The organism is Gilvimarinus japonicus (assembly GCF_042847215.1).
Taxonomy (GTDB): domain Bacteria; phylum Pseudomonadota; class Gammaproteobacteria; order Pseudomonadales; family Cellvibrionaceae; genus Gilvimarinus; species Gilvimarinus japonicus.
The window spans coordinates 666,070-691,579 of sequence record NZ_AP031500.1; the positions used below are offsets into that span (position 1 = coordinate 666,070).

Annotated in this window: 17 protein-coding genes; 14 read left to right on the forward strand and 3 right to left on the reverse strand. The window is 51.0% G+C overall.

Translation table 11 applies throughout. The features are described from left to right. The first annotated feature begins 1 nt into the window (after position 1). From fusA to ACGHAD_RS02840, 8 genes are all read left to right on the forward strand, one after another. Positions 2-2,107, forward strand: a complete 2,106-nt coding sequence (gene fusA / locus ACGHAD_RS02805; protein ID WP_339618136.1) for an elongation factor G — start codon at positions 2-4, stop codon at positions 2,105-2,107. 43 nt (positions 2,108-2,150) lie between these two features. Further along, positions 2,151-3,377, forward strand: coding sequence for an elongation factor Tu (gene tuf / locus ACGHAD_RS02810; protein ID WP_382413938.1), 1,227 nt, complete (start codon positions 2,151-2,153; stop codon positions 3,375-3,377). 228 nt (positions 3,378-3,605) lie between these two features. Next, the gene (locus tag ACGHAD_RS02815) at positions 3,606-4,610 is read left to right on the forward strand and encodes a LacI family DNA-binding transcriptional regulator (protein WP_382417486.1); all 1,005 of its coding nucleotides are present in this window, start codon (positions 3,606-3,608) and stop codon (positions 4,608-4,610) included. A gap of 696 nt (positions 4,611-5,306) precedes the next feature. Next, entirely contained in the window at positions 5,307-6,284 is a 978-nt protein-coding gene (locus ACGHAD_RS02820) for a TRAP transporter substrate-binding protein (RefSeq protein ID WP_382417384.1), read from the forward strand. A 15-nt stretch (positions 6,285-6,299) separates the two neighbouring features. Then, positions 6,300-6,794: a TRAP transporter small permease gene (locus ACGHAD_RS02825; RefSeq protein WP_339618048.1), complete on the forward strand. Its 495-nt coding sequence runs from the start codon at positions 6,300-6,302 to the stop codon at positions 6,792-6,794. A gap of 60 nt (positions 6,795-6,854) precedes the next feature. Continuing rightward, positions 6,855-8,159 carry a TRAP transporter large permease gene (locus tag ACGHAD_RS02830; RefSeq protein WP_339618049.1) on the forward strand — a complete coding sequence of 435 codons (1,305 nt, stop codon included), beginning with the start codon at positions 6,855-6,857 and terminating at the stop codon, positions 8,157-8,159. 16 nt (positions 8,160-8,175) lie between these two features. Next, on the forward strand, positions 8,176-8,559 hold the full coding sequence (locus tag ACGHAD_RS02835; RefSeq protein WP_339618056.1) for a VOC family protein: 384 nt from the start codon (positions 8,176-8,178) through the stop codon (positions 8,557-8,559). Positions 8,560-8,603: 44 nt separating this feature from the next. Further along, entirely contained in the window at positions 8,604-9,887 is a 1,284-nt protein-coding gene (locus tag ACGHAD_RS02840) for a right-handed parallel beta-helix repeat-containing protein (RefSeq protein ID WP_339618050.1), read from the forward strand. Positions 9,888-9,954: 67 nt separating this feature from the next. On the opposite strand, the gene ACGHAD_RS02845 is transcribed toward ACGHAD_RS02840, so the two are convergent. Continuing rightward, positions 9,955-10,908, reverse strand: coding sequence for a sugar kinase (locus ACGHAD_RS02845; protein WP_382417387.1), 954 nt, complete (start codon positions 10,906-10,908; stop codon positions 9,955-9,957). A 403-nt stretch (positions 10,909-11,311) separates the two neighbouring features. On the opposite strand from ACGHAD_RS02845, the gene uxaC reads away from it, so the two are divergent. The 5 genes from uxaC (at position 11,312) to ACGHAD_RS02870 (ending at position 16,569) form a co-directional block, all read left to right on the forward strand. Beyond that, positions 11,312-12,727: a glucuronate isomerase gene (uxaC, locus tag ACGHAD_RS02850; RefSeq protein WP_339618052.1), complete on the forward strand. Its 1,416-nt coding sequence runs from the start codon at positions 11,312-11,314 to the stop codon at positions 12,725-12,727. Positions 12,728-12,737: 10 nt separating this feature from the next. Then, a complete protein-coding gene (locus ACGHAD_RS02855) occupies positions 12,738-14,210 on the forward strand; it encodes a mannitol dehydrogenase family protein (protein ID WP_382417390.1) in 1,473 nt (490 codons plus the stop codon). After that, on the forward strand, positions 14,210-15,403 hold the full coding sequence (locus ACGHAD_RS02860; RefSeq protein WP_382417488.1) for a pectinesterase family protein: 1,194 nt from the start codon (positions 14,210-14,212) through the stop codon (positions 15,401-15,403). Before ACGHAD_RS02855 ends, ACGHAD_RS02860 begins: the two co-directional genes overlap by 1 nt. A gap of 154 nt (positions 15,404-15,557) precedes the next feature. After that, on the forward strand, positions 15,558-15,794 hold the full coding sequence (locus ACGHAD_RS02865) for a DUF2789 domain-containing protein (protein WP_339618054.1): 237 nt from the start codon (positions 15,558-15,560) through the stop codon (positions 15,792-15,794). 157 nt (positions 15,795-15,951) lie between these two features. Beyond that, on the forward strand, positions 15,952-16,569 hold the full coding sequence (locus tag ACGHAD_RS02870; protein WP_339618055.1) for an energy transducer TonB: 618 nt from the start codon (positions 15,952-15,954) through the stop codon (positions 16,567-16,569). Positions 16,570-17,203: 634 nt separating this feature from the next. On the opposite strand, the gene ACGHAD_RS02875 is transcribed toward ACGHAD_RS02870, so the two are convergent. Then, a complete protein-coding gene (locus ACGHAD_RS02875) occupies positions 17,204-17,905 on the reverse strand; it encodes a hypothetical protein (protein WP_382417392.1) in 702 nt (233 codons plus the stop codon). Between the two features lie 1,055 nt (positions 17,906-18,960). Here ACGHAD_RS02875 and ACGHAD_RS02880 point away from each other — a divergent pair. Beyond that, positions 18,961-24,909, forward strand: coding sequence for a discoidin domain-containing protein (locus ACGHAD_RS02880; RefSeq protein WP_382417394.1), 5,949 nt, complete (start codon positions 18,961-18,963; stop codon positions 24,907-24,909). A gap of 96 nt (positions 24,910-25,005) precedes the next feature. On the opposite strand, the gene ACGHAD_RS02885 is transcribed toward ACGHAD_RS02880, so the two are convergent. Next, positions 25,006-25,362: a hypothetical protein gene (locus ACGHAD_RS02885; protein WP_382417396.1), complete on the reverse strand. Its 357-nt coding sequence runs from the start codon at positions 25,360-25,362 to the stop codon at positions 25,006-25,008. Positions 25,363-25,510: the final 148 nt, after the last annotated feature.

Genomic DNA, 25,510 nt, shown 5'->3' on the forward strand with positions numbered 1-25,510 from the left:
CGTGGCACGTAAAACTCCAATTGCACGCTACCGCAACATCGGTATTTGTGCGCATGTGGATGCTGGCAAAACAACGACCACCGAGCGCGTTCTCTTCTATACGGGTTTATCCCACAAGATTGGTGAAGTACACGACGGCGCGGCGACCACCGATTGGATGGCGCAAGAGCAAGAGCGTGGAATCACCATTACCTCCGCGGCGGTTACCACTTTTTGGAGTGGTATGCGTAAGCAGTTTGATGAGCACCGCATCAATATTATTGACACCCCGGGACACGTTGACTTCACCATTGAAGTAGAGCGCTCTTTGCGCGTACTCGACGGTACTGTTGTGGTGTTGTGCGGCTCGTCTGGTGTGCAGCCGCAAACCGAGACTGTTTGGCGTCAAGCTAATAAGTACCATGTGCCGCGTTTGGTGTTCGTCAATAAGATGGATCGCACTGGCGCTAACTATATGAGAGTGGTTGAGCAGCTGCGCGACCGCCTTGGCGCTAACGCTGTGCCCTTGCAGATGACCATTGGCTCGGAAGACGAGTTTAAAGGGGTTGTTGACCTGGTAAAAATGCAGGCGATCCTGTGGAATCCAGATGATCAAGGGATGACCTTTGATTATGCCGATATCCCAGAGGAGCTGCAGGCCACTTGCGACGAGATGCGTGAGTATTTGGTTGAGGCTGCGGCCGAGGCCGATGATGATTTAATGAACAAATACTTAGAGGGCGAAGAGCTCTCTGAGGAAGAGATTAAAGCCGCGCTGCGCAAACGCACGCTGGCCAATGAGATTGTCCCTGTGCTGGGTGGTTCGGCATTTAAAAACAAAGGTGTGCAAGCTGTATTGGATGCAGTGGTCGAGTACCTGCCAGCGCCTAATCAGGTGCACGCTATTGAGGGTGTGCTAGACGATGGCGAAACCGTCGAAGCCCGCGAGGCCGACGACAACGCCCCCTTCGCGGCACTTGCCTTTAAAATAGCCACCGACCCCTTTGTCGGAACCTTAACCTTCTTCAGGGTATACTCCGGCACTTTAAGTACCGGCGATACCGTTTTTAATCCGGTTAAAAGTAAAAAAGAGCGTGTCGGCCGCATGGTGCAAATGCACGCGAACGATCGCCAGGAAATTAAAGAAGTTCTCGCAGGTGATATCGCGGCTGGCATTGGCTTTAAAGATGTTACGACGGGGGATACTTTGTGTTCGCCTAAAAGTATTATCACGCTAGAGCGAATGGAGTTTCCCGAGCCCGTTATCCACGTGGCAGTGGAGCCCAAAAGCCAAGCGGACCAAGAAAAAATGGGTGTGGCGTTGGGCAAGTTGGCGCAAGAAGACCCGTCGTTTAGTGTTAAGACCGATGAAGAAACCGGCCAAACCATTATTGGTGGCATGGGTGAGCTACACCTAGACATTATTGTTGACCGCATGCGTCGTGAGTTTAATGTCGAGGCGAATATCGGTAAGCCGCAAGTGGCGTATCGTGAACGTATTTCCAACACTTGTGAGATCGAAGGCAAGTTTGTTCGTCAGTCTGGCGGGCGCGGTCAGTACGGTCATGTGTGGATTAAGTTTGAGCCAGCGGATGACGACAATGCCGAAGGTCTCGTTTTTGTAAACGAAATTGTTGGCGGCTCGGTCCCCAAAGAATATATTCCGGCCGTTAGTAAGGGCATCGAAGAGCAGATGCAAAACGGTGTTCTGGCTGGGTACCCGCTGTTGGGTTTAAAGGCAACCTTGTACGACGGTTCGTTCCACGATGTGGACTCCAATGAAATGGCCTTTAAAATTGCTGCCTCTATGGCGACTAAAAAGTTGGCCCAAGATGGTGGCGCGGTATTGCTTGAGCCGATGATGAAGGTTGAAGTGGTAACCCCCGAAGCAAATATGGGTGACGTTGTCGGCGACTTAAATCGCCGTCGCGGTGTCATCCAGGGCATGGATGAAAGCTCCATGGGTAAGGTTGTTAATGCCGAAGTGCCGCTGGCCGAGATGTTTGGTTACGCAACCGATCTGCGCTCCGCAACCCAAGGTCGTGCTACTTATAGCATGGAGTTTTTGGGTTATGTCGAAGCGCCAAAAAATGTTACCGATGCTGTCATGCAAGTAAACGGCGGGTAAGTGAATAATTGATTCTGATTGATTCATTTTAGAGGATAGTAAAGTGGCTAAAGAGAAATTTGAACGTAATAAACCCCACGTCAATGTGGGCACCATCGGTCACGTTGACCACGGCAAAACCACTCTGACAGCAGCTCTGACCCGCGTATGTGCGGAAGTATGGGGTAGCGGTTCAGCAATGGCGTTTGACGGTATTGATAACGCACCGGAAGAGCGTGAGCGCGGTATCACCATCGCCACCTCACACGTTGAGTACGACTCACCAGAGCGTCACTACGCTCACGTGGATTGCCCCGGTCACGCCGACTACGTTAAAAACATGATCACCGGTGCTGCCCAGATGGATGGCGCGATTTTGGTGTGTGGCGCTACCGATGGCCCAATGCCACAAACCCGCGAGCACATCCTGCTGTCTCGTCAGGTTGGTGTACCTTTTATTGTTGTGTTCCTGAACAAAGCAGACCTGTTGGCGGAAGATTGCGGCGGCGTTGGCACTGAAGAGTACAACGAAATGCTGGAATTGGTCGAGATGGAACTGCGTGAGCTGCTTGACGCCTACGACTTCCCAGGTGACGACACTCCGATCATCCCAGGTTCTGCCTTGATGGCTCTGAACGGTGAAGACGACAACGAGCTGGGTACTACCGCTGTTAAGAAGCTGGTAGAAAGCCTGGACTCTTACATCCCAGAGCCAGAGCGTGCGATCGATCAGCCGTTCCTGATGCCAGTGGAAGACGTATTCTCCATCTCAGGTCGTGGTACGGTTGTTACCGGTCGTGTTGAGCGCGGTATCGTTAATGTTGGTGATGACCTTGAAGTTGTCGGCATTAAAGACACCACCAAAACCACCTGTACCGGTGTTGAGATGTTCCGCAAAATGCTGGACGAAGGCCGTGCGGGTGAGAACGTAGGTGTTCTGCTGCGTGGTACTAAGCGTGACGAGATCGAGCGCGGTCAAGTGTTGGCCAAGCCAGGTTCTGTTAAGCCGCACGCCAAGTTTGAAGCCGAAGTGTACGTTTTGTCGAAAGACGAAGGTGGTCGTCACACGCCTTTCTTTAAAGGCTACCGTCCACAGTTCTACTTCCGTACAACCGACGTAACCGGCGCTTGTGAGTTGCCAGAAGGCGTTGAGATGGTAATGCCAGGCGATAACATTCAAATGAGTGTTACCCTGATTCACCCAGTAGCCATGGAAGACGGTCTGCGCTTTGCGATTCGCGAAGGTGGACGTACCGTTGGTGCCGGTGTGGTTGCCAAAATCATCGAGTAATATTTTGCTTGTTGATCGCACAAAAAAAACGCCCTCGTGGCGTTTTTTTTGTATTTATGGTATCAAGAAGCCCTTCGCAGAAAAGTAGGGTGGGGCATTGGGGTTGACCATTCAGGAAAACTCGCCAATGCGATGCCTAAAGCGGTTCTGCACCGGACAGTCACCTACGGTTGGATAAGTGGATTAATGAGTACCAGAGAGCGGACCGGAAAAGCGAAAAAAGTCACCATGAAGGACGTCGCCAGTCGTGCAGGCGTTTCAATCATGACAGTGTCTAGAGTGCTCAACAACGATAAAGTGTCCGAGTCGACACACGATCGAGTGATGGAGGCTGTGGATGCCCTGAACTATCGACTCAATGTCTCGGCGCGTAGCTTGTCTGGCTCGCAGTCGTACCTGCTGGGTTTTTTCTACGATAACTCTCTAGGCAGCTACATCAGTCAGTACCTGATTGGCGTGCTCCAACGCTGTAACGAGCTTGGTTACCATCTCGTGCTAGAGTCCTGTACCTACGGTGCCGATAACGTCGAAGAGACTGTTAGCGAGCTTACCAGCCGCTATATGCTGGACGGTGTGATCCTACCACCACCGCTGTGTGAGTTTTTGCCTTTGCTGGATGCATTGGAAGATGCCAATGTGCGCTACGTGCGAGTGGGGCCAGGTTTAGAGCTTGATCGCTCTGCGTTTGTCTCCATTGACGATTATCAGGCGACCTACGAAATGACCGAGCACCTGATTGATGCCGGCCATAAAAATATCGGGTTTATTAAAGGTGACTGCCATCAGGGTGTTGCCGCTACCCGCTACCGGGGCTTTTGCGATGCCCTTGCGAGCCATGGCTTAGCCATCAATGAGGCGCTGGTAACCGAAGGGGATTTTAACTTTGCCGGCGGGATGACCGCATGTGAAGAGATTTTGGACTCGGGTGAGCCGGTTAGTGCTATTTTTGCCAGTAACGATGATATGGCCAGCGCCGTGATAGCCACGGTTCATCGCCGTGGCCTGCGTGTGCCCGAAGACATTGCTGTGGCAGGCTTTGATGACACCGCCATTGCGCGCTCCATATGGCCGCAATTAACCACTGTTAAACAACCTATCGATCAGATGTCGACAGATTCGGTGGATCTCCTTATCGAGGCCATTAGAGCGGATAGCTTGCTTGGGATTAAACTCAACAAGCGAGATATTCTGCCGCACTCAATCGTAGTGCGTAGCTCAACAGTAGGTGAATAAGCCCGTCCTGTTTGGGTCTCGCGACCCAAGCCTTTTCTGGACGGACCAAATCCCTTATTTTTAAAAAATCTGTTGACGGCTTCTCTTTGGTTCGGTAGTGTTATCGTTAACGGTAACGACACCTTTGTTGAGGTTGCCGTAGTCTAGGGCTGGCGATATGGGCATCGCCTGACGATTAATAGTCGAGCCTGAAGGCGCAGCATGACGCTCTTACATGGGCAACTTTGTTGTTAGTACGATAGCGTGCACTTTTACGGGCCACTTGTTGGCCCGTTTTTTTTCCTCTCTATTTCATATCTTTTTTTAGGTATTCCGAGCCTTTAGCGCCAACTTTTGCTTAGCGCGCCTCTTCGCGAGCGTGGATTGTCATCGCGTGCGGTAAAAAGTGGTCAGCCACCCCTTGTTTTTGGTAGTCCAATATGTAACTATCACCACAATTGGTCAGGCAGGTTGTTTGTGTCCCGCCTTTTGTCTATCGCGCTGATGGTCTAGTCGTGCGTTAGTTGGCGGTGAATAACTATCGGCTTAACCAATTAATGTGGCTCTCCTAAGTCTCTGCTTAGGTTGTGCGGGTGACTCAGAGGTGGCTAGGGCGCACTTGTTGTCCCTTTGACTCTATTCTGATAGCCCGCTCTTTTTATACCCTGTATGATTCGGAGCCTACGTAAATAAATATAAAAACCTGTGAGATGTGAGATGGGTAAGAGCTGTATTAAATCTCTATTATTATTGGCTGTGTGTGTTGTGGTCGCCGCTTGCGGCAAAGAGGCGGACGTTAAAACGCTAAAAATGGCTCACAGTCTTGATCAAACCCACCCGGTACACAAAGCGATCGTGTTTATGTCCGATCGGCTTGAGAGTATCTCGGGTGGCAAAATGAAAATCGACATCTATCCCGGCGGCCAGTTGGGCGACGAGCGCGAGCTAATGGAGCTGTTGCAAATTGGTTCGCTCGCCATGACGAAAGTCTCTTCAAGCCCCATGGAAGGCTTTGTACCGGCCATGAAGGTATTTAACATCCCCTACGTATTCCGCGATAACGAGCACTTTTGGCGTGTTTTGAATAGTGCCGAAGGCGAGAAGCTGTTGCTTTCTGGCGACTCGGTAAACTTGCGCGGTTTAGGTTATTTTGATGCGGGCAGCCGCAGCTTTTATACCACCGATACGCCGGTGCATTCACCAGAAGATCTCAAAGGGCTAAAAATTCGTGTGCAGCAAAGTCAAACGGCGCTGCGTATGGTGCAAGCGCTGGGTGGCTCTGGTACGCCGATTTCTTGGGGAGAGTTGTACACCGCGCTTTCCCAGGGAGTTGTCGACGGCGCGGAGAACAACCCACCAAGTTTTTATACCTCGAAGCATTACGAGGTAAGTAAGTTTTACACGCTAAACGAGCACACCTATGTGCCGGATATCGTTTTGATTTCAAGCTATATTTGGAACCACCTCAACGCGCAGCAGCAGCAGTGGTTGCAGCAGGCGATGGATGAGGCGGTGGTTTATGAGCGCAAACTGTGGGCCGAGTCTACCGCCGAAGCGCTGGCGGCGGTTGAGGCGGCAGGTGTCACGGTAATTCGTCCGGATAAAAAGCCGTTTATGGAGCGCGTGGAGCCGATGCATGAATCTTATAAAGGCACCGAGCTGTACGACTTGATCCAAACTTTTAAAGCCATGTAATTGAAGATCTGACTCATGAAGCAATTAACTGCAACTATAGAAAAAATTCTGGGCGCTTTTTTAGGCTTGCTGATGGCTATCATGGTGCTGGATGTAACGTGGCAGGTGGCGACGCGTTTTGTGTTGCAAGAGCCAAGCTCCTATACCGAAGAGCTAGCACGCTTTTTGTTGGTGTGGATTGGTCTGCTGGGCGCTGCTTACGCTTACCGGAAAAAAGCACACTTGGGGTTAGATATCCTTTCGCAACAATTAGAAGGCAAGGCTAAGCGCAAGTTGGATATTTTTATCAGCTTGGTTTGCACTTTGTTTGCGTGCGTCATTATGATTTACGGCGGTGCCAAATTAATGCTACTGACGTTAGATCTCGAGCAAATGTCAGCCGCGCTGCAAGTTAAGGTCGGCTATCTTTACAGTGTAATCCCCCTCAGTGGCGTGCTAATAGTATTGTTCTCCGTTGACCGGATTCTCTATGGTGACCCCGAGCCGGATCACGTCGAGTTTTACGAATAAGTCGTTAGGTTACTCTAGGTTTAACGCCCGACAAGATAAACATAATTTGAGGTTAGAAAGATGGATTGGTCCGTTATTGTCTTGCTGGTGACCTTTGTGGTCCTGCTTGTGTTGAATGTCCCGATCTCTATTGGTATCGGCATAGCGACCTTTGCAGCCATGCTGTTTACCATCGATTTTGGTCCCGCAGCGGTGACCGTTGCTCAGCGCATGGCCGGGGGGATTAATAGCTTTGCCCTGTTAGCGATTCCCTTTTTTGTGCTGTCTGGCTTGCTAATGGGGCGCGGCGGTATTGCTCATCGGTTAATTGAGTTTGCTAAAGTGCTTATCGGTATGCTGCCCGGTGGTTTGGCGTTTGTAAATATTATTAGTTGTACCTTGTTTGGTGCGATATCTGGCTCGGCGGTGGCGGCTACCTCGGCCATTGGTGGCTTTATGATTCCCACCATGGAAAAAGAAGGCTACGACAAAAATTTTACCGCCGCAGTCACGGTGGCCTCTTCGACTACGGGTCTTTTGATTCCCCCCAGCAATATTTTAATTGTTTACTCACTGGCCAGCGGCGGTGTTTCAATTGCCGCATTATTTATTGCCGGATACTTGCCCGGTATATTGGTGGCGCTGAGTTTGATGGCAGTGTGTGCAGTTTACGCCAAAAAACATGGCTACCCGGTAGGTAAAGTGCCAACGGCGAAAGAGCTTGCTAAAAAATCCTTGGATGCTATCCCTAGCTTGTTTCTAATAGTGTTGGTGATTGGCGGTATTGTCGGTGGCTTCTTTACCGCTACAGAGGCCAGCGTTATTGCGGTATTGTATTCGTTGCTGCTATCGGTATTTGTGTATAAAGAGGTTAAGCTGCCGGAGCTTCCCGAGATATTTGTCAAAGCGGTCGAGACTACGGCAATTGTTATGCTGCTGATTGCCACCTCCACGGCTATGAGCTGGATGCTAAGCTACGAGAACATTCCGCAGAATATTAGTGCTACTTTGATGGGGCTTAGTGATAACCCCTTTATTATCCTGTTGACAATTAACTTAGTGCTGTTGCTGGTAGGTATCTTTATGGATATGACGCCAGCGGTACTTATCTTTACTCCGATTTTCTTGCCTGTCGCCATGGAGCTTGGCATGTCGCCACTGCACTTTGGCATTATGATGGTGCTTAATCTTTGTATTGGTTTGTGTACGCCACCGGTGGGGGCTGTGTTGTTTGTCGGCTGCGGCATTGCCAAAACCTCTATCGCCAAACTGATAAAGCCGCTGATGCCGATGTATGCGGCAATGGTGGTGGTGTTAATGTTGGTGGCTTATGTTCCGGCGATTAGTGAGTTCTTGCCGACTTTCTTTGGCCTTTACGAAAAATAAGATTGGGTGAGTGACGATGCGAATTGAGCATTTTGCGTTTAATGTTAAAGACCCTATTGCTGTGGCCGAGTGGTATTGTGAGCATTTGGGTTTTACGGTTAAGCACAAGTTTAGCAAGCCGCCACACACACACTTTTTAGCCGATAGCACCGATAAGGTGATGATTGAAATTTACAACAATCCGCCGGATGAAGTGCCAGATTACCCAGCTATGAACCCGTTAACATTGCATCTGGCATTCGTTTCGGATGATCCTGAGGCCGATGCCCAGCGTTTGTGTCAGGTTGGCTGCACGCTAGTTGATGATGTTCGTCTTAATGATGGGTCGGTGTTGTTGATGTTGAAAGACCCCTGGGGTTTTGCCATTCAGCTTTGTAAACGCGGTAACCCAATGGTGTAAGCTTGATGCGCCGGTTGCGGCCCAGTCATTAAGAGGTCGTTTGTATGCTTCAGTTTGGTTTTTGTTTAAGCTCGTTGCGAACTTTCACTTTATTGATTTTTTCGTTCTGTGCGCTTAGCGCACAGGCGTTGAACCTTGCCAGCGTGAAAGGCTTTGGTGTTGATACTACAGCGGGATCTGGAGGGGAGGTAATTAAAGTCACCACCTTGGCCGCTGACGGCCCCGGCAGTTTACGAGCTGCGTTAGCACACTCTGGTAAGCGAGTTGTTGTATTTGAGGTGGGTGGTGTTATAAACCTCGCCGGAGCAAACATCGATATTGTTGAACCTTTTTTAACCCTGGCGGGCGAAACAGCACCTGCGCCCGGTATTACGCTTATTCGCGGGGGCTTAAGTGTTCGCACCCATGACGTTCGTATTAGCCACATTGCCGTGCGCCCAGGTACTAATGGCAAGCCTGCGCTATCGGGTTGGGAGCCTGACGGTATTGGTGTTTCGCGCGCCCAGGCGCGGAATGTTCATATTGATCACGTCTCTACTAGCTGGGCTGTTGATGAAAACATGTCGGCCTCTGGTGAGCGTTACGAGGGCCCCGGTGCCACCTCTGGCCGGGTTACTTTTAGCAACTCTATCATTGCCGAGGCGTTGGACTACTCGACCCACAAAAAGGGCAAACACTCGAAAGGGATTTTGATTCACGATTACGTGCAAGAAATTGCCGTGGTGGGTAACCTATTTGCTCATAATGATCGGCGCAATCCCTACTTTAAAGCCCACGCCACCGGCGTTGTGGTTAACAACCTAATGTATAACCTTGGTAATGCTGCGGTGCAGTTGGGGTATATTGCTCACGAGTGGGATGGTCACAAACGTAAACCCGGCAATCCTAAAGTCGCGGTGGTCGGTAACAAGTTAATTTATGGTCGCGATACTTACTCGGATTTAGCGTTGGTCTCATATCAGGGCGATGTCTACCTTCAGAGTAACCAAGTGTTAAACTTGAATGGGGGCGATATGGCGCAAGTACAAGGTGATATAAACCTACTTGATAAAGCGCCGGTATGGCCGCAAGGTTTGCAGCCCATTCAGTTAAACAATGTGTACGAGCATGTGCTTAACAATGCCGGTTCAAGACCGTGGGAGCGCGACTTGGTTGATCAGCGTATCATTGACTCAGTGCGCAATAAAACCGGGCGTATTATTGATTCTCAGGACGCGGTGGGGGGGTATCCCGATTATAAACCGACGTACCGCGCACTTGATGTGCCGAGTCAATCAGAGGATGTGGCCGAGTGGCTGTTGAGTTTTGTACCGACTGAATATCGTTAGTCTTTAACGGCAGCAAAAAAAACGGCGCATCGGCGCCGTTTTTTGGTTGTGGGTTCACAGCACTCGTTTACGGCTTGGCTTTTTCCAGCTCGCTTAGGTAAAGCTCTCGGTCAATCACGCCACCACGGTGCTGAATAATCACTCGCGCGCAGCGGCATGCTTGCGCCGCTGCTGCCTCTGCCGATTCACCCGCACTGCGCGCGGCTAAGTACCCAGCGTTAAAAGTGTCGCCGGCGGCGGTGGTGTCGACGATGTTGGCAACTTTGGGGACGACAACGCGAGTTTGCTGGTCTCCATTAAGAATAATTACGTCTTCGGCGCCGCGTTTAAGGACTATCTCGGCAATGCCGTCATCGGCGTAGCGCTGTTTAACGGCCTCGATAGCGTCGCCTTCATCGCCCCAAAGCAACTCTTCGTCGTCGAGCGTGAGCAGCGCCAGATCGGTGACTGAGAGCAGCTCGCTCATGGCTTGCTGTGCTTGCTCGGGTGTCTGCCAAAGGCGAGGGCGGTAGTTGCTGTCAAAGGCGACTTGGCCGCCGCGCTCTTTAAAACGGCGCAAGAAGGCCAGCAGTTGCTGGCGTGCTTGCGTGCTGATCACGGCTAGGGTGATGCCAGACAGATAGATCATGTCGCAATCGCTGAGGGTTTCTTCGAGCATCGCGATTTCTTGTTGCTGGCTAAACAGCTGTCTTGCCGGCGCCTGAGAGCGCCAGTAAAAAAACTCGCGCTCACCATCCGGGCTGTTATGAATCATGTATAGCCCAGGCACGGTACCGGCTTGGTGGACGATTGACTTTGTATCGATCTGTTCGGCTTGCAGGCGCGCAATAATAGCATCGCTGTAGTGGTCGTCACCGAGGCGGGTGACATAAGCGGTATCGGTGCCGAGGCGCGCTAAGGTCACCACGGTATTGTAGGTGTCGCCGGCGTAGGACAAAGCCTTAACTTCGCGGCCGTTGGCGGTCGATTCGCTGGCGGCGAGCTCAATCATAACCTCGCCGATACAGGCAATTTTTGCCATGGTGTCTACACTCTCTATTTTTGGGGCCACCGCGTGCTGTGGGGCCGTTACTTAAACGTTATCGCTCGCGCGGAATTTTACAATTGGTCAGGCCGGTTTGCAAGTTGTCGCGGCGCTATGGCGCTTTGCATCTGTGGTCTCGGGTTGCATCATGTTATAGTCGTAAAAACCATAACATTTGTGTGTGCCTTTATCCGGGGTGCCAAACGTGCTTTGTAGGCTCTGTACGGCGTTGCTAGTCGTCAGTCTTAATGAGCTTTGATTGGCGCCTTGATGTAAGTGTGGCATTGACATAAGCGTGCGCATTTGTAACTATAAATTGGTCATACCTTAAGGCGTAAAACCCCAAAGGCTGGTCAGACTGATTTCTGCCCAAATTCCTAACAATGGTAATAATGTCATCATGAGTGCACTTAATTTACACCCAGATCGTCTGTTTCCCGCGGACGAGACTACCCGTGCTATTGCGCGTCGACTGTATCAAGAAGTTAAAGGCCTGCCAATTGTCAGCCCCCATGGTCATACCGACCCGAGTTGGTTTGCCGACAATCAGCCGTTTGGCAACCCGGCGGACTTGCTGATCAAACCCGATCACTATGTTTTTCGTATGCTGTACAGCTTGGGTGTTTCTCTACCGTCGCTGGGGGTTCCCAGTAAGTCTGGTATTGCCGTCGAGCAAGACCCGAAAAAAATCTGGCGCTTATTTGCCGACCATTATTGGGCGTTTCGTGGTACGCCTTCACGCATGTGGCTTGATTATGTATTTAAAGAAGTGTTCGAGCTGGATCAGGTTTTAAGCGGCGATACAGCGGACGCTTACTACGAGCGCATTAACAGTTACCTGCAAAAGCCCGAGTTCTTGCCGCGCTCGTTAATGGAGAACTTTAATATCGAGTATTTGGCAACCACAGAGTCGCCATTGGATGACTTGCGGCATCACAAAAAGATTCGCGAAAGCGGTTGGGGTGGTGGTGTGATTACCGCGTATCGACCCGATCCGGTTGTCGACCCAGACTTTGAAGGTTTTGCGGCCAACGTTGCTAAGTTGGGTGATATTACAGGAGAAGATACCAGCAAGTGGGCTGGCTATTTGGCGGCCTTGATGAATCGTCGCGAATACTTCAAGTCGTTTGGCGCCACCTCGACTGACCACGGTCACCCCACCGCGACGACCGCCGACTTGTCGCATGCCGAGTGTGAGGCACTATTTGCCAAAGCATTGGCCGGTCAGTGTTCTGCTGCGGAAGCCGAGCTATTCCGTGGCCAGATGCTGACGGAAATGGCTGGCATGAGTATCGAAGATGGTTTGGTGATGCAAATTCACCCCGGTTCGTTCCGCAACCACAACCCCAACGTGTTCCGCGATTTTGGTCGCGATAAAGGCGCCGATATTCCGTCGCAAACAGAGTATGTGAACGCGTTGAAACCCCTGCTGGATAAGTACGGTAATGACACCCGTCTGTCTATTATCGTCTTTACCTTGGACGAAACAGTATACAGCCGCGAGCTGGCGCCTTTGGCGGGGCATTACCCGGTGCTTAAGTTGGGTCCCTCTTGGTGGTTCCACGATAGCCCAGAGGGCATGCGTCGCTTCCGCGAGCAAATCACCGAGACGGCCGGCTTTTATAACACCGTTGGTTTTAACGACGATACTCGCGCGTTTTTGTCGATTCCCGCGCGCCACGATGTGGCTCGCCGTATGGATTGCAATTTCTTGGCGCGTTTGGTGGCCGAGCATCGTCTACCAGAAGACGAAGCCCGAGAAGTCGCTATCGATTTGACCTACAAGCTTGTTAAACAGGCTTATAAGCTCGATTAAAGGATCTTTCATGCAACGCTTAAATAATCAAACGCTCGCTACGGCGGCTCAGGTTGCCAGTACCCCGAGCTACGACCGTGCTAGCGCCCGAGCCGGTATTGTCCATTTGGGGATAGGCGCGTTTCATCGCGCCCACCAAGCGTGGTACACCGAGGCGCTACTTAACAAAGGCGCCACCGACTGGCAAATCATTGGGGCGAGTTTGCGCTCTCCCACGGTTAAAAACCAGCTAGCAGCACAAGACGGTTTGTACACCATCGTCGAGCGCGGTGCTGATGGTGAAAAGTTTCAAGTGATGGGCGCAGTCAAAGAGGTGTTGGTGGGGCCGGAGTCACCCGCGGCCTTGTTATCGGTTATGGCCGATGCACAAATTAAAATTGTCTCCCTGACTGTTACTGAAAAAGGCTATTGTCACGATCCTGCGAGTGGCAATTTAAATCTGAACAACCCCGACATCCAGCACGATCTAGTAAACCCTGAGACGCCTAAGTCGGCTATTGGTTATATTGTCGCGGCGTTGGACGCACGGCGTCGTGCCGGTATCGATAGCTTTACCGTCCTAAGTTGCGATAATTTGCCTAACAACGGCGAAGTGCTAGAGAAAGTTGTACTGCAATATGCCGAGAAAGCGAGTGCTGAACTGGCGGTTTGGATTCGTGCTAACACGACCTTCCCCTGCACAATGATCGACCGTATTGTGCCGGCAACCACCGATGCCGATCGCCAAGAGCTTGAAGGTAAGCTGGGCCTGCGTGATGAGGGCATGGTGTTGGCCGAGCCGTTTAGTCAGTGGGTTATTGAAGATAAATTTTGCTCGGCGCGGCCCGCCTGGGAAGATGCCGGCGCTTTGCTGGTTGATGATGTTCACGCTTACGAAATTATGAAGTTGCGCCTATTAAACGGTAGCCACTCGCTGTTGGCTTACTGCGGTTATCTGGCAGGCTTCGATTACGTTAGTGAAGTTATGCGTGAGCCGGTATTGGCCAAGTTATGCCAAACCTTTATGGATCGCGAAGTAAGTCAGACGCTCAGTGTTCCTACCGGTTTTGATATGGAGCACTATAAAGTTGAGCTGCGCGAGCGTTTTGCTAACCCAGGTTTAAAGCACCGAACGTGGCAAATCGCGATGGACGGATCACAAAAAATTCCACAGCGCTGGCTGCAAACACTGCAAGCTCAGTTGGATGGCGAAGGCAATATTGATTTGTTGTGTTTGGCTTTGGCTGCGTGGATTCGTTATGTTTCTGGCGTCGACGAAAAAGGCGACGTTATTGATGTGCAAGATCCGTTAGCAGCTGATTTAAAAGCTCTGTGTGATGCCAGTAACACACCGGAGGAAACCGTCCGAGCGGTGCTGAATATGCAAGAGGTGTTTGGCGCCGCACTCGGTGGCAATGCTCAGGTGTTGGCGGCTACAACCGAGTGGCTTACCCGCATTAATGAGCAAGGCGTACTTGCCGCTGTTAAGGCCGAGTTGGCGTGATGGTCTGGGGGCGCAGCTCACTCGGGCTAATTAACGTCGGTTGGTTTCGGGGCGTACAGTTTGTCTTAGTGGTTGTGCTGATGCTGACAGGAGCGGGTTTGGCACGTGCCGAGCCCGCCTTTGATGCGCTGGTTACGGTGGCGCCCCCCACTAAAGAGTCGAGCGTACCCGCCGGCTATCGTGACCTACCACGATTTTCGACTGTCTCTGCCGCATTGTCGGCGGCCCCCAAGTCAGGGCGTTATCGGGTTGCGCTGCTGGCCGGCGACTACTACGAAAAAATCACCATTGAGCGCGATCAGGTTTCGTTAATTGGGCTTTCATCGGGTAACGCAAAACCGCGTATTTATTTTGATGCCTATGCCGCTATGGCGGGACAGTATCACCGTGACGATTGGGGGACCCCAGGCTCCGCGACCGTAACGGTGAATGCGCGCAATACCGTATTTAGTAATCTACACATTGAAAACACCTTTGATTTTCTCTCGAACGACGCTCTTCCTAAAGCGCACCCGGACCGCGTGCGTCACTCACAGGCGGTGGCTTTATTGTTAGATGTTGATAGCGATTTAACCTATATCAATGACTCGCGCATCGATGGTTACCAGGATACTGTGTTTGCTGACGGTGGTCGCAGCTACTTTTATCAGTCCACCGTTAGCGGCAATGTCGACTTTATTTTTGGCGATGGCCTTGTCGTGTTTGATCAGTGCGAGATACGCTCGCGAACACGCGGCAAGCCGTTTGCGTTAGGTGATATTCAAGGCCATATTACCGCGCCCTCTACTAATATTGCCCAACCGTTTGGTTTGGTGTTTTTACACTCGCGGCTAACTCGTGAAACCGGTGTGCCCGATCACAGCACCTCGTTGGGTCGTCCGTGGCACCCAACAACCACGTTTGCCGATGGCCGCTACGCCGACCCACAGGCGATTGGTTCGGCCATCTACGTCGATACTTGGATGGATGCACATATTACCGCTGACGGTTGGGCCAGCATGAACGGCACCGCCCGCGATGGCAGTAAGTCCCGTGTCTTTACCCCCGCCGAGTCACGCTTTTTTGAGCGGGCGTCAAGTGGCCCTGGAGTGAGCGACAGTCCTCAACGACAGCCTTTGCCAGATGCCGATTACCGGCAGTTACGACAAGCGATCGATAAACTGCGAGACTTATTAAAACCGTCGACCGAATAATTTAATCCCTCTTTTGTCGATCCATTCATCGTGTTGGTTTTGTGTGGTGCTTGGCAAGTCTTTACTGGCCAGACCGTGGCGGCTTCTTTTGGTTCGCCACCGGTGCACAATGGGTCTATATTCAAACATTATACTTTCGTCAAAGAGGTCTGTTATGGAATCCCCCGTACATCCACTGTCTGCTTTGTTTGCACAATTGGGGCTGGAGAGCGATTCGGCCAGTATTGAGCAGTTTATCGAACGTCACCGGCCGTTAGCGCCAGAGCTCAAGCTGGCAGACGCGGAATTTTGGAGTAAAGCACAAAGCCAATTACTGCGTGAGGCGGTCAGCAACGATGCCGATTGGGCCGAGGTAGTGGATGAGCTGGATGCGTTGTTGCGCCATAAGTAATTTCTTTTGCTAGAAGTACGAAATAACCAAGAGGCTCTGTATAGGACGCTATTATTGCCAAACAAGATTTGCGCGCCATCTGTTGTTTGACTATGTTTACAGTGTAGGTGGTAACAAGGTAACTCAATCAAACATAGTACGTGTGAGGTAATGGAATATGACCACAGCAACTGTAATGCGCTTTAGCGCAATTCCATTGGGTATGGCGGCCACCGCCGCTCTGCTTTTAGTGATGGCGACTTTAATTCAAGTAGATTACGTTTATACCGAACCTGAAGCGTCGGTGGATATCGGCAAGGTTGTGATGCCTGATACGACGATCAAAACGATCCTTCCTGATCTGCTGGCCCGTCCTGAAGCGCCACCGGCGCCACCCGAAACTCCTCAAATAACCGATGAAGTCGTGGTTGAGGTGGTTGATCCCGGACGTTTTACACCGCAATTCCCCGCGCAGAGGGATGCGACGTTAGAAGTCGGCTTAGCTCAGCCTGGTGATTATCTGCCTATTGTAAAAGTCGCGCCTCAGTATCCTCGGACGGCTCTGAAACGGGGGATGGAAGGTGAGGTTGTTGTGTCCTTCACAGTGACCCGCACCGGCGCGACGCGAAACGTAACCGTATTGCAGGCAAACACTTTGGATGGCACACCAACCAGCGTGTTTAATAGCGCAGCGATAAAAGCCGCCGAGCGATTTAAGTACAAGCCTCGCATTGAAAATGGCACGCCACTGGAGGTGCATGGAGTGAAGAACCGATTTATTTTCTCGTTGGACTAAGGTGCTCGTTGGCTTATAAAGAAGATGAACTTAATAAAAACAGAATATCCATAAAGGTTTTTTAATGAAGGCTCAACGATTATCACTTTTTTATGTGAGTTAAGTAGATTTTCTGGTCAGGTGCTTCAAGGTAGTTAGTTTTATGCGGTAGCTCAGCTTAGAAAATTTCATGATTAGAGCTTTGTGTGGAAGCCAGTGGCACATGTACCACTGGCTTTAGGAGGACTTACCGCAAGTTAGTCTTCGTAAGTGATGGTAATGTAGCCGTAACGGCCAGGTCCTTGGGTCCGGTACCCAGACCAACTTACATGCTGCTCGGAGTACGCACAACTCCCGATAGGCTCGTACACGAACATATAACCGCCCCAACCTCCGTAGCTGGTGACAAAGCTCCATTCGCAGCCGGCTCTATTCAGAAACATTGGCTCATACGGCGTAGGACTCGTTTGACTCATATACTCAACTTCTGGATACTCGTACGCCAAAGCAGACGAGCTAAATCCTAGCATTAACGTCGCAAAGATCGCTGATAGTTTTAGTGTTTTCATATGTATCTCCATAGTTTATAAAATATCCTAACAAGTAAAAGCTAGCTGAGAGCTTTTCTTTGGGGGGGTGCCCCAAAGTGGGTGCTTTATTGCATTTGGTCTAAAAAGTTAATGTCATCTCCTGTGCGGTCTATGTATACATAGGTAGTGCCGCTGCTGGTGTCTCTTTGAGTAACGTAGGTTCCGAGCTCAAGCTTATTGGTTCGATCATTGAGGATGTGGCTGAGTATTTGATTGATTGAATTCTGATCATCTCTGGGTGTGATTATTGATAGACGGCATTGCGTTTTTCGACATTCACTATTTACGATGGAAATACTGTCGTCTGCCGACTGAAGTTTCTGGCTGATCAAAGACTCCTGCTGTAGAGACCATGACGCGTCTCGTTCTTCTTTTTGGAAATTGGTATCGAGACGCTGATTGAAGGGGGCTCCAGATAACCGTCTGAGCTTGGCGTATTTTTTGGCTTCATCGTTGAACCTGCCTCTGCGAAGCTCGGCTAGTTCCTTTTCTGTGTCGCTTAATCTTGCATTTTTATCGTGTGTTTCGGACGATAAGTAGTCGACATTAGAGAGGCTCGTTGCCTCGTTAGCTGTTTTGTCCTTTGACTTTCCAGTGCGAACCTGCGTATTTTCGAATTGACCGTCATGATGTTTAGACGGCTCTTGCGCGGCAGCAGGCAAGGGAGGTTCATCGATAGGGTCTTTTGTGTTGTGGCTCCACAGTAGGTGTGTTGCGAACCCGATCGAATAAATAAGAGCGCCACAGGCAACTAGTTGTATATTCATGCATTCATCCATGTACAGGTGCGTTTTAAGGCATGCGAGCCATTCCTAATAATTTATTCTTCAAATATGCGCGGAAACGTTTTCTTCGTCGTCTCACATTTGAACAATTAGCGAAATGGGAGTGTCACTATTTTCAAAACTCATTAGTGTCACGAAATTTCGGAGGGTGAGACCGCTTATTGGGCGTCGTTTTCCGAGTAGAGACTGGTTGTTGGAGGTCAAAGTATCTAATTAAAGGTTTGACCTTACGACTAATACATTTCTTCTAAAATGTTGTGGCGTTAACTGATGTTGATACTAATTTAGGTCAGTGCCTTTAATGCTGCCACTACGCCCTTCGCTGGTGTGGCGTGCATGTCCGCCTTAAATCTGATCATTATGCTTAAGCTTCTTGTATTCGCGCCTAACTCGGATAGCTAATGAGTGCCTTCATTTGTGGCTCTTTAAATTCATTCGGGGTGGTTTATAGGGGCAAGAGGGATGGCCTTTTTTTTATGAGGGTCTTTCTTTATAAGTTTCCGGTGTGCAGCGCTGTTTTTCGTTAGGTGGGGCTGGCTGGGCGATAGTGCGGACATTGCCGACCGTTAATGTTGGTGAGGTTTGGTTATAATTTGATCTCAGTAAGGCCACGTTAACTGTCGGGAATAGGCTGATAAAACGGTTAGCGAATGAGTTTGTTTCTCTCGTCAATTATTTGTGAGCAACTTCTCATCTTGGCCGATAAACGACAATGGTCTATTCCCTTGGCGTTTCTTCTAAGCCTTTGATTTGGCGAGGTTTTTAAGGACTGCCTAAATGCCGCTAGGGTTTGGTGCTGACACTTATCATGGCGGATATTATCAAGTCGCTCGTCTTGAATGTCAGATCAAAGCGCAGTTCGCCTAATGATATAAGTGTTTCTATTTTTTAGCGATGGGCTGTAACTGTCAACGTGCTCGATTTTTTGAGCGCGACAAAAGCAATAACAACACTAATGGATCACAGTGAACCTCGTAGCGCACCGGGTGAGAGCCACACAGGGAAACGCGCACAGCAACCGCACTGGAGAATACAGTATGAATAAACCAGATAAATGCCCAAGCGTTGCAGAGTCGCTATCGCGGCACTGTCGTCTTGGTTGGAGGTCGTTGCTTGGCGCTTGTGCGCTGATGACACTCGGCGCAACCCCTGTACTCGCGCAGTCGGCGCCCTCTGATGCTGATTTTCAGCGTCAGGTGGTCGCCGAAAATCTCGACTTGCCGATGGAGTTCGAAATCTCGCAAGATGGCCGCGTGTTTATTGCCAGCAAGTGTGGGGCACTTTACGCTTGGGATATTGATAACGGTACGCCAACCCAAACTGATACGGTGCCCAATGTTCGCTGTGTGTTTGAAGACGGCTTGTTGAGTGTTGCGCTAGACCCGAACTTTACGCAAAACAATTATATTTACTTTCAGTACACATCGCCCGGTAGCATTACCCGGGTATCGCGCTTTACGGTTAACCCAGATAACTCGATTGATCACAACTCGGAATCCGTTGTGCTGCAGTGGATTACCGGTGATGAAGCCCATGGCCACATGGGCGGCTCTATGCAGTTCGATATGGCGGGTAATTTAATTATTACCACCGGTGATAACAAAGCGGCGGGCGGCTATTTTCAGCCAGCGGCACAGGGCACGTCGGGCAACACCAACGATTTGCGCGGTAAAGTGTTGCGTATTACCCCGACCGCAAACGGTAGCTACACGATTCCGGCGGGTAACTTATTTGCCGGTGATGCTTTGCATCGTCCCGAGATTTACGCTATGGGGTTTCGTAATCCCTATCGGCTAAACATGGATCCGTTGACAGGGTGTTTGTACGTTGGTGATATCGGCCCAGACGCCTCGACTGATAGTGCCGAGGGCCCTGGCGGACTTGATGAGTTAAATGAAATCTGTAGCGCTGGCAACTATGGCTGGCCCTATATTATCGGTTATAACCAGCCTTACGCTGGCTTTGATCCCAATAACATTGTTAATAATGCCTCGGACAATACCGGCGCGACTAATCTGCCGAACTCCACTGGGGCAATCTGGACGGTCCGGCATCAGGCGACTATGGCTGGTCCGGTGTATCGTTACGATGAAAGTGTCGAGAACGACTTTAAATTACCGGCTTACTACAACGGTAAATTGATTTTTTGGGATTTTAATAGCAGCCGATTCTCGGTGCTTGACCCTGCCTCAAGCTCTACGCCACCGGTTGCCGAAGACTTTCCGTTAAATACTGCAGGCTTTCAGGGCGCGATTGATGTTGAGCTGGATCCGCGCACCCATCAGCTGTATGTCTTGCAGTGGGGTTCTGGCTGTTGTGATAAAGAGCCCTATGGCGGCGGTGCATTGTATCGTTTTGATTACGTTGGCGGCCGCGATGATGGCCCACTGTTGCCGGTCATTAGTGCCTGGGCGAGTAGTGAAGTTGGCGGCAATGTCGCGATGGATGCCTTTGATGGTGACCTTGAAGCGTCTCGCTGGGAGAGTGAACAGTCCGATCCCCAATGGTTAAAAGCTGAACTGCAAGATAGTTCTGTTATCAGCACCATTAAAATCACCTGGGAGGGAGCCTACAGTTCGCGCTATGTGATTGAAGGCTCTAACGATGATGCAAATTGGGAGCCTTTAGCTCAAGAGCTAAACGGCGTTGGCGGTACTGCGCTGCATATTATTGAAAATAACAATGCTTATCGCTACGTGCGATTGACCAGTACTGAGCGCGGTACCGGGTATGGCCACTCGTTATTTGAGATGCAAATGTTTGGCGCTGGTACGGACGAGCCTGAGGTGTGCGAGCCAACAGGCTTTGAGTATTTAAATATGCCTTGCAAGCTCGATGCGAACTTTACCGATGTGCCGACGTTGTTGTCGCAAACCGGCGTGTTTAGCGATACTGCCAACATGGTGCCCACGCAAAACTTAATTCCGTTTCAGCCCAACACGAAGTTGTGGTCGGATCGGGCACTTAAGTCGCGCTGGATCTCAATACCGACGGGGCAGCAAATCGGTTGGGACGAGAAAGAATTTTGGGAGTTTCCCGCCGGTACCGTTGCCGTTAAGCATTTTGAATTACCGCTGGTGGGCGACGATGGCAGTGTCACTAAACGCCTAGAAACCCGTCTTATTGTGATGCAAGAAAACGGCAAGGTGTACGGGCTTACCTATAAGTGGCGTGCCGACAACAGTGATGCTGACTTGCTGACCACTGAGGTGTTGGAAGATATTAATGTGACCGATGCCAACGGCAATAGCTGGACGCAAACCTGGGCGTACCCAAGCCCGACCCAGTGCATTGATTGTCACAACGCCGGCTCCAGCCAAATATTAGGCATGAATACCCGCCAGTTGAACAGCGATTACAGTTATGCCGGTGGGACAGAGAATCAGCTGGTTCACTTTAATAACCTGAATCTGTTTAATCCGGCCTTTAACAATGCTCAGGTAGATACGTTTGATCGTATGGTGGCGATTGGCGATACCAGTGCGACCTTAGAAAAGCGGGTTAAATCATACCTGGACGCCAACTGCTCACACTGTCACGGCACCGGCAACGGTGGCTCTCAGTGGGATGCGCGTTTCAATACCCCGCTGGCTGAGATGCAAATTGTCAGCGAGCTAACCACCGGTATTCGCAACTACGAAAATTATTATGGCATTGCCGATGCCGAGGTAGTAACGCCGGGCGCACCACACGAGTCTGTACTTTATATCCGCGATAAAAGTGAAAACCCGGATGATCGCATGCCACCACTGGGTCGCGCGTTAGAGCACACAGAATACATTGATGTATTAGAGCAGTGGATTGAATCGCTTGAAGGTAACCCAGATCAAGGTGTGCGTTTAATCTCTGGTGGTGCCAGCGCTCAGGCATCTTCGGTGCAAGATGCGTTTGTCGCTGATTTTGCCACCGATGGCGATCCAACCACCCGTTGGTCAAGCCTTGCCGAAGACCCACAGTGGTTGCAAATCGATTTGGGCGGTGTGTATGCCATCGACTCTATGACGTTAACGTGGGAAGCAGCCTACGGCAGCGCCTATACCATAGAAGGCTCGACGGATGGCGAGACCTGGACCGAGGTTGTGGTTAACGACAATGGTGATGGCGGTGTTGATGAGCTGACTAACCTGTCGGGTAATTATCAGTACATTCGTTTGACGGGGACCGAGCGGGGCACGCCGTGGGGCTACTCGTTGTTTGAAGTCGAAGTATTTGGTAAAGAGGCGGTCGCCACAGAGGAAGGTTTATTATCTCTTAATAAACCGGCGAGTAGCTCAGATATTGAGGGCGATATGATCGCGGCCAATGCGTTTGACGGCGACCCAGCTACCCGTTGGGCCAGTGAGTTTGCCGATCCTCAGTGGATTCAGGTCGACTTGGAAGAGGTATCAACTCTAACGTCGGTTAATCTAAGTTGGGAGGCGGCTTACGGTAGCGCCTACACGATTGAAGGCTCTGTCGACGGCAGTGACTGGACGGTTCTTGCCAGTGTCAGTGGTGGTACCGGTGGTGATGAAACCATTAACGTCTCGGGTGATTATCGTTATGTACGCTTGAACGGTACCGAGCGCGGTACCGAGTGGGGTTATTCACTGTTTGAAATGGAGGTCTGGGGGTATGGCGACGTTCAGGCGCCGACCGCTAGTGTCACGATTCAATCGCCAAGTGCCGGACAAACTGTGCAAGCAGGGGAGGCCGTAAACCTGTCGGTATCCGTCAGTGATGGCAACTGGTTTGCGGCGGGCGGTAGCATTCGCTACAGCTTGGATGGTGGTGCCGAACTCACGGCGACTAACCCCAGTGTCAACCTTGGCGCTTTAGCCGCAGGAGCACATAGCTTGACGGTGGTACTGGTTGATGCCGCGGGCGATGCGGTTGGTTCTGCACGCAACGTGAACTTTACCGTGCAGGCGAGTGAGACCAACGATGCCGAGTTGCTGAGTCTGAATAAGTCTGCTACCTCGTCAGAGGTAGAAGGCCCGCACGTTGCCAACAATGCCTTTGATGGTGATATGGGCACCCGCTGGGGCAGCGAGCATTCCGATACGCACTTTTTACAGGTTGATCTAGGGGCGAGTTACGCGATCGGTAGTATACAAATCGATTGGGAGCCCGCCTACGCCACTGCGTATAACATTGAAGTGTCGCAAGACGGGAATGCCTGGACGCCAATTTACAGTACGACCTCTGGTGCTGGCGGTGAGGAGACGTTGGATGTAGCCGGGCAAGGGCGTTATGTGCGCTTAAATGCAACCGAACGTGCCACGCCTTATGGCTACTCAATCTGGGAAATGCGTATTTACAGCGAAGGCGATGTCGCGCTCGAGGCACAAATCGACATCACCGCGCCGTTTGCCAATCAAGCATTTGTTGAAGGTGATACCGTTAGCTTGATGGTGGCGGTAGACGATGCCGACTGGTTTAGCAATGGTGGCAGTTACCGTTATTACCTGGACGGTAACGGCGCCGTTGGCGTTACTCAAACGGGCGCCGTCGATCTTGGTGTGCTCAGTGTGGGCACTCACAGCCTAAGCGTTGATTTATTGGACGCCAATGGGGTCGTGATTGGCAGTGGCGATACCGTACAGTTTGTTGTTAATAGCGACGGCAATAATAACGGTGGTCCAACCGGCTCGCCAGAAAAACTCACACCTATTGATGTTACGGCGTCAAGTAGTGTGGGCACCGGCGTTGCGGCCAATGCCATCGATGGCAACGAGGCCTCGCGCTGGGAAAGTGAGCAAAGCGACCCGCAGTACCTGCAATTGGATATGGGCGAGTTGACGTACTTTACCCGTATTATGCTGGACTGGGAGGGCGCCTACGGTAACGTCTATACCATCGATGTTTCGGATGATGGCAACACCTGGGCAACCGTGTTCTCGACCGATAGTGGCAACGGTGGCGTCGATGACATTACCTTAAATGGTGAGTCTGGTCGTTACATTCGCATGCACGGCACGGGCCGCGCTACCGGCTATGGCTACTCGCTGTTTGAGGTGGAAACTTACGGCATGGCAGCCGACCCTGACCTTGCTCTGGTGAATATTGTTTCCCCGACGGCGGGTGCCAGTATTCCCGAGACGGATGAGGTGAGCTTGCAGGTTAATGTTACCGATGGCAGCTGGTTTGCCAACGGTGGTCAGTACCGTTATCGCCTAGATGGGGGTGCGGCAATTGATGTCGCCAACCTTAACGCGATAAACCTTGGCAGCTTGGCTACAGGCCGTCACACCTTGCAAGTAACGCTGCTGGACGCAAGCGGCGCAGAGGTAAGTATTCCTCGCACCACCGAGTTTTCGGTGAACTGCGGTAATAATTGTCCTAACGTTTTGGTGTTCTCAAAAACATCGGGCTTCCGTCACGGGTCCATCCCCGCCGGTATCGCCATGGTGCAAGAGATCGCTTCGGACTATGGTTACAGCATTACCGCCAGCGAAGATTCAAGCCTGTTCACCGGTGCTAACCTTGCGCAGTACAGCACGGTAGTTTTTATGAATACCACCGGTGATATTTTTACTGCCGACCAAAAAGTGGCCTTCCAAAGCTACATTGAAAATGGCGGTGGCTTCGTTGGTACTCACTCGGCCGCTGATACAGAGCACAGTTGGGATTGGTACACCGATACGCTAATGGGCGGTGCCGAGTTTATTCACCACGGTGACGGTATTCCTTACGCCCGTGTAGAGATCGAAGCGGTGAATGACCCATTGATGAATCATATTGGTTCTGACTGGTATTTAGATGATGAGTGGTACTTCTGGGAGAGCAATCCTCGCAATGTGGGCAACATTGAGGTGTTGGCTAATTTGGATCGCGGTAGTTACAACTCCAACTACCCGGTAGAAGATCATCCGGTCGTGTTTAAAAATACCGTGGGCTCAGGCCGCGCATTCTATACGGCGGTAGGTCACGTTGATGCGAACTTCTCCGACCCCAATATGGTCGAGATGATCCGCAAGGCAATTGAGTGGACCTCTGAAGACTAGGCGTTAACCGATAGCCTTTATCGTTATTAACCCTCTCCCGTTGGGAGAGGGTTTTTTATTGCCTGTTATTTAGCTGCTTGCCCGCTGTGCTGTTTGTTACGGGCTGGGGGTGATGTTGCGCAATAACTGCAGTAGCTCCTGAGTGTAGCTGTCAATCTCGGCGGGGGCGACCGCCGTCGCCACAACCCAATAGCGCTCTTGGCCGACTTTTAGTAAATGATAGAGCGCCTGCGCTTGGCCGTTGTGGGTAGGCCAGCTTGCGCGTTGATAACTGCCGTAGCTCTCTGGCGAGCTGCTAATGCTATAACGCTCCGGGCGCTGTGGCAGCAGTAATACCCGAGAGTGTTGCGCGCCAATACGCTGTGCTAAATCTAGCCACAAGCGACGATCATTGGTTTCACGCCGGATAGGCACGATTTGCAATAGGTACTGCGCGGCCTGGGCATGTGCCACTGATCCACTGTGTCGTGCAAATATTATTTGAGCTTGTCTGGGCGAGCTTTCTATTGGTTGCAATTGCACCGTGCCAGGCAAGGTGACACAGATCTCATCGTGTAGGCAAACCGGAACTTTAGCATTGCCACTTTGCGCAAATGCCAAA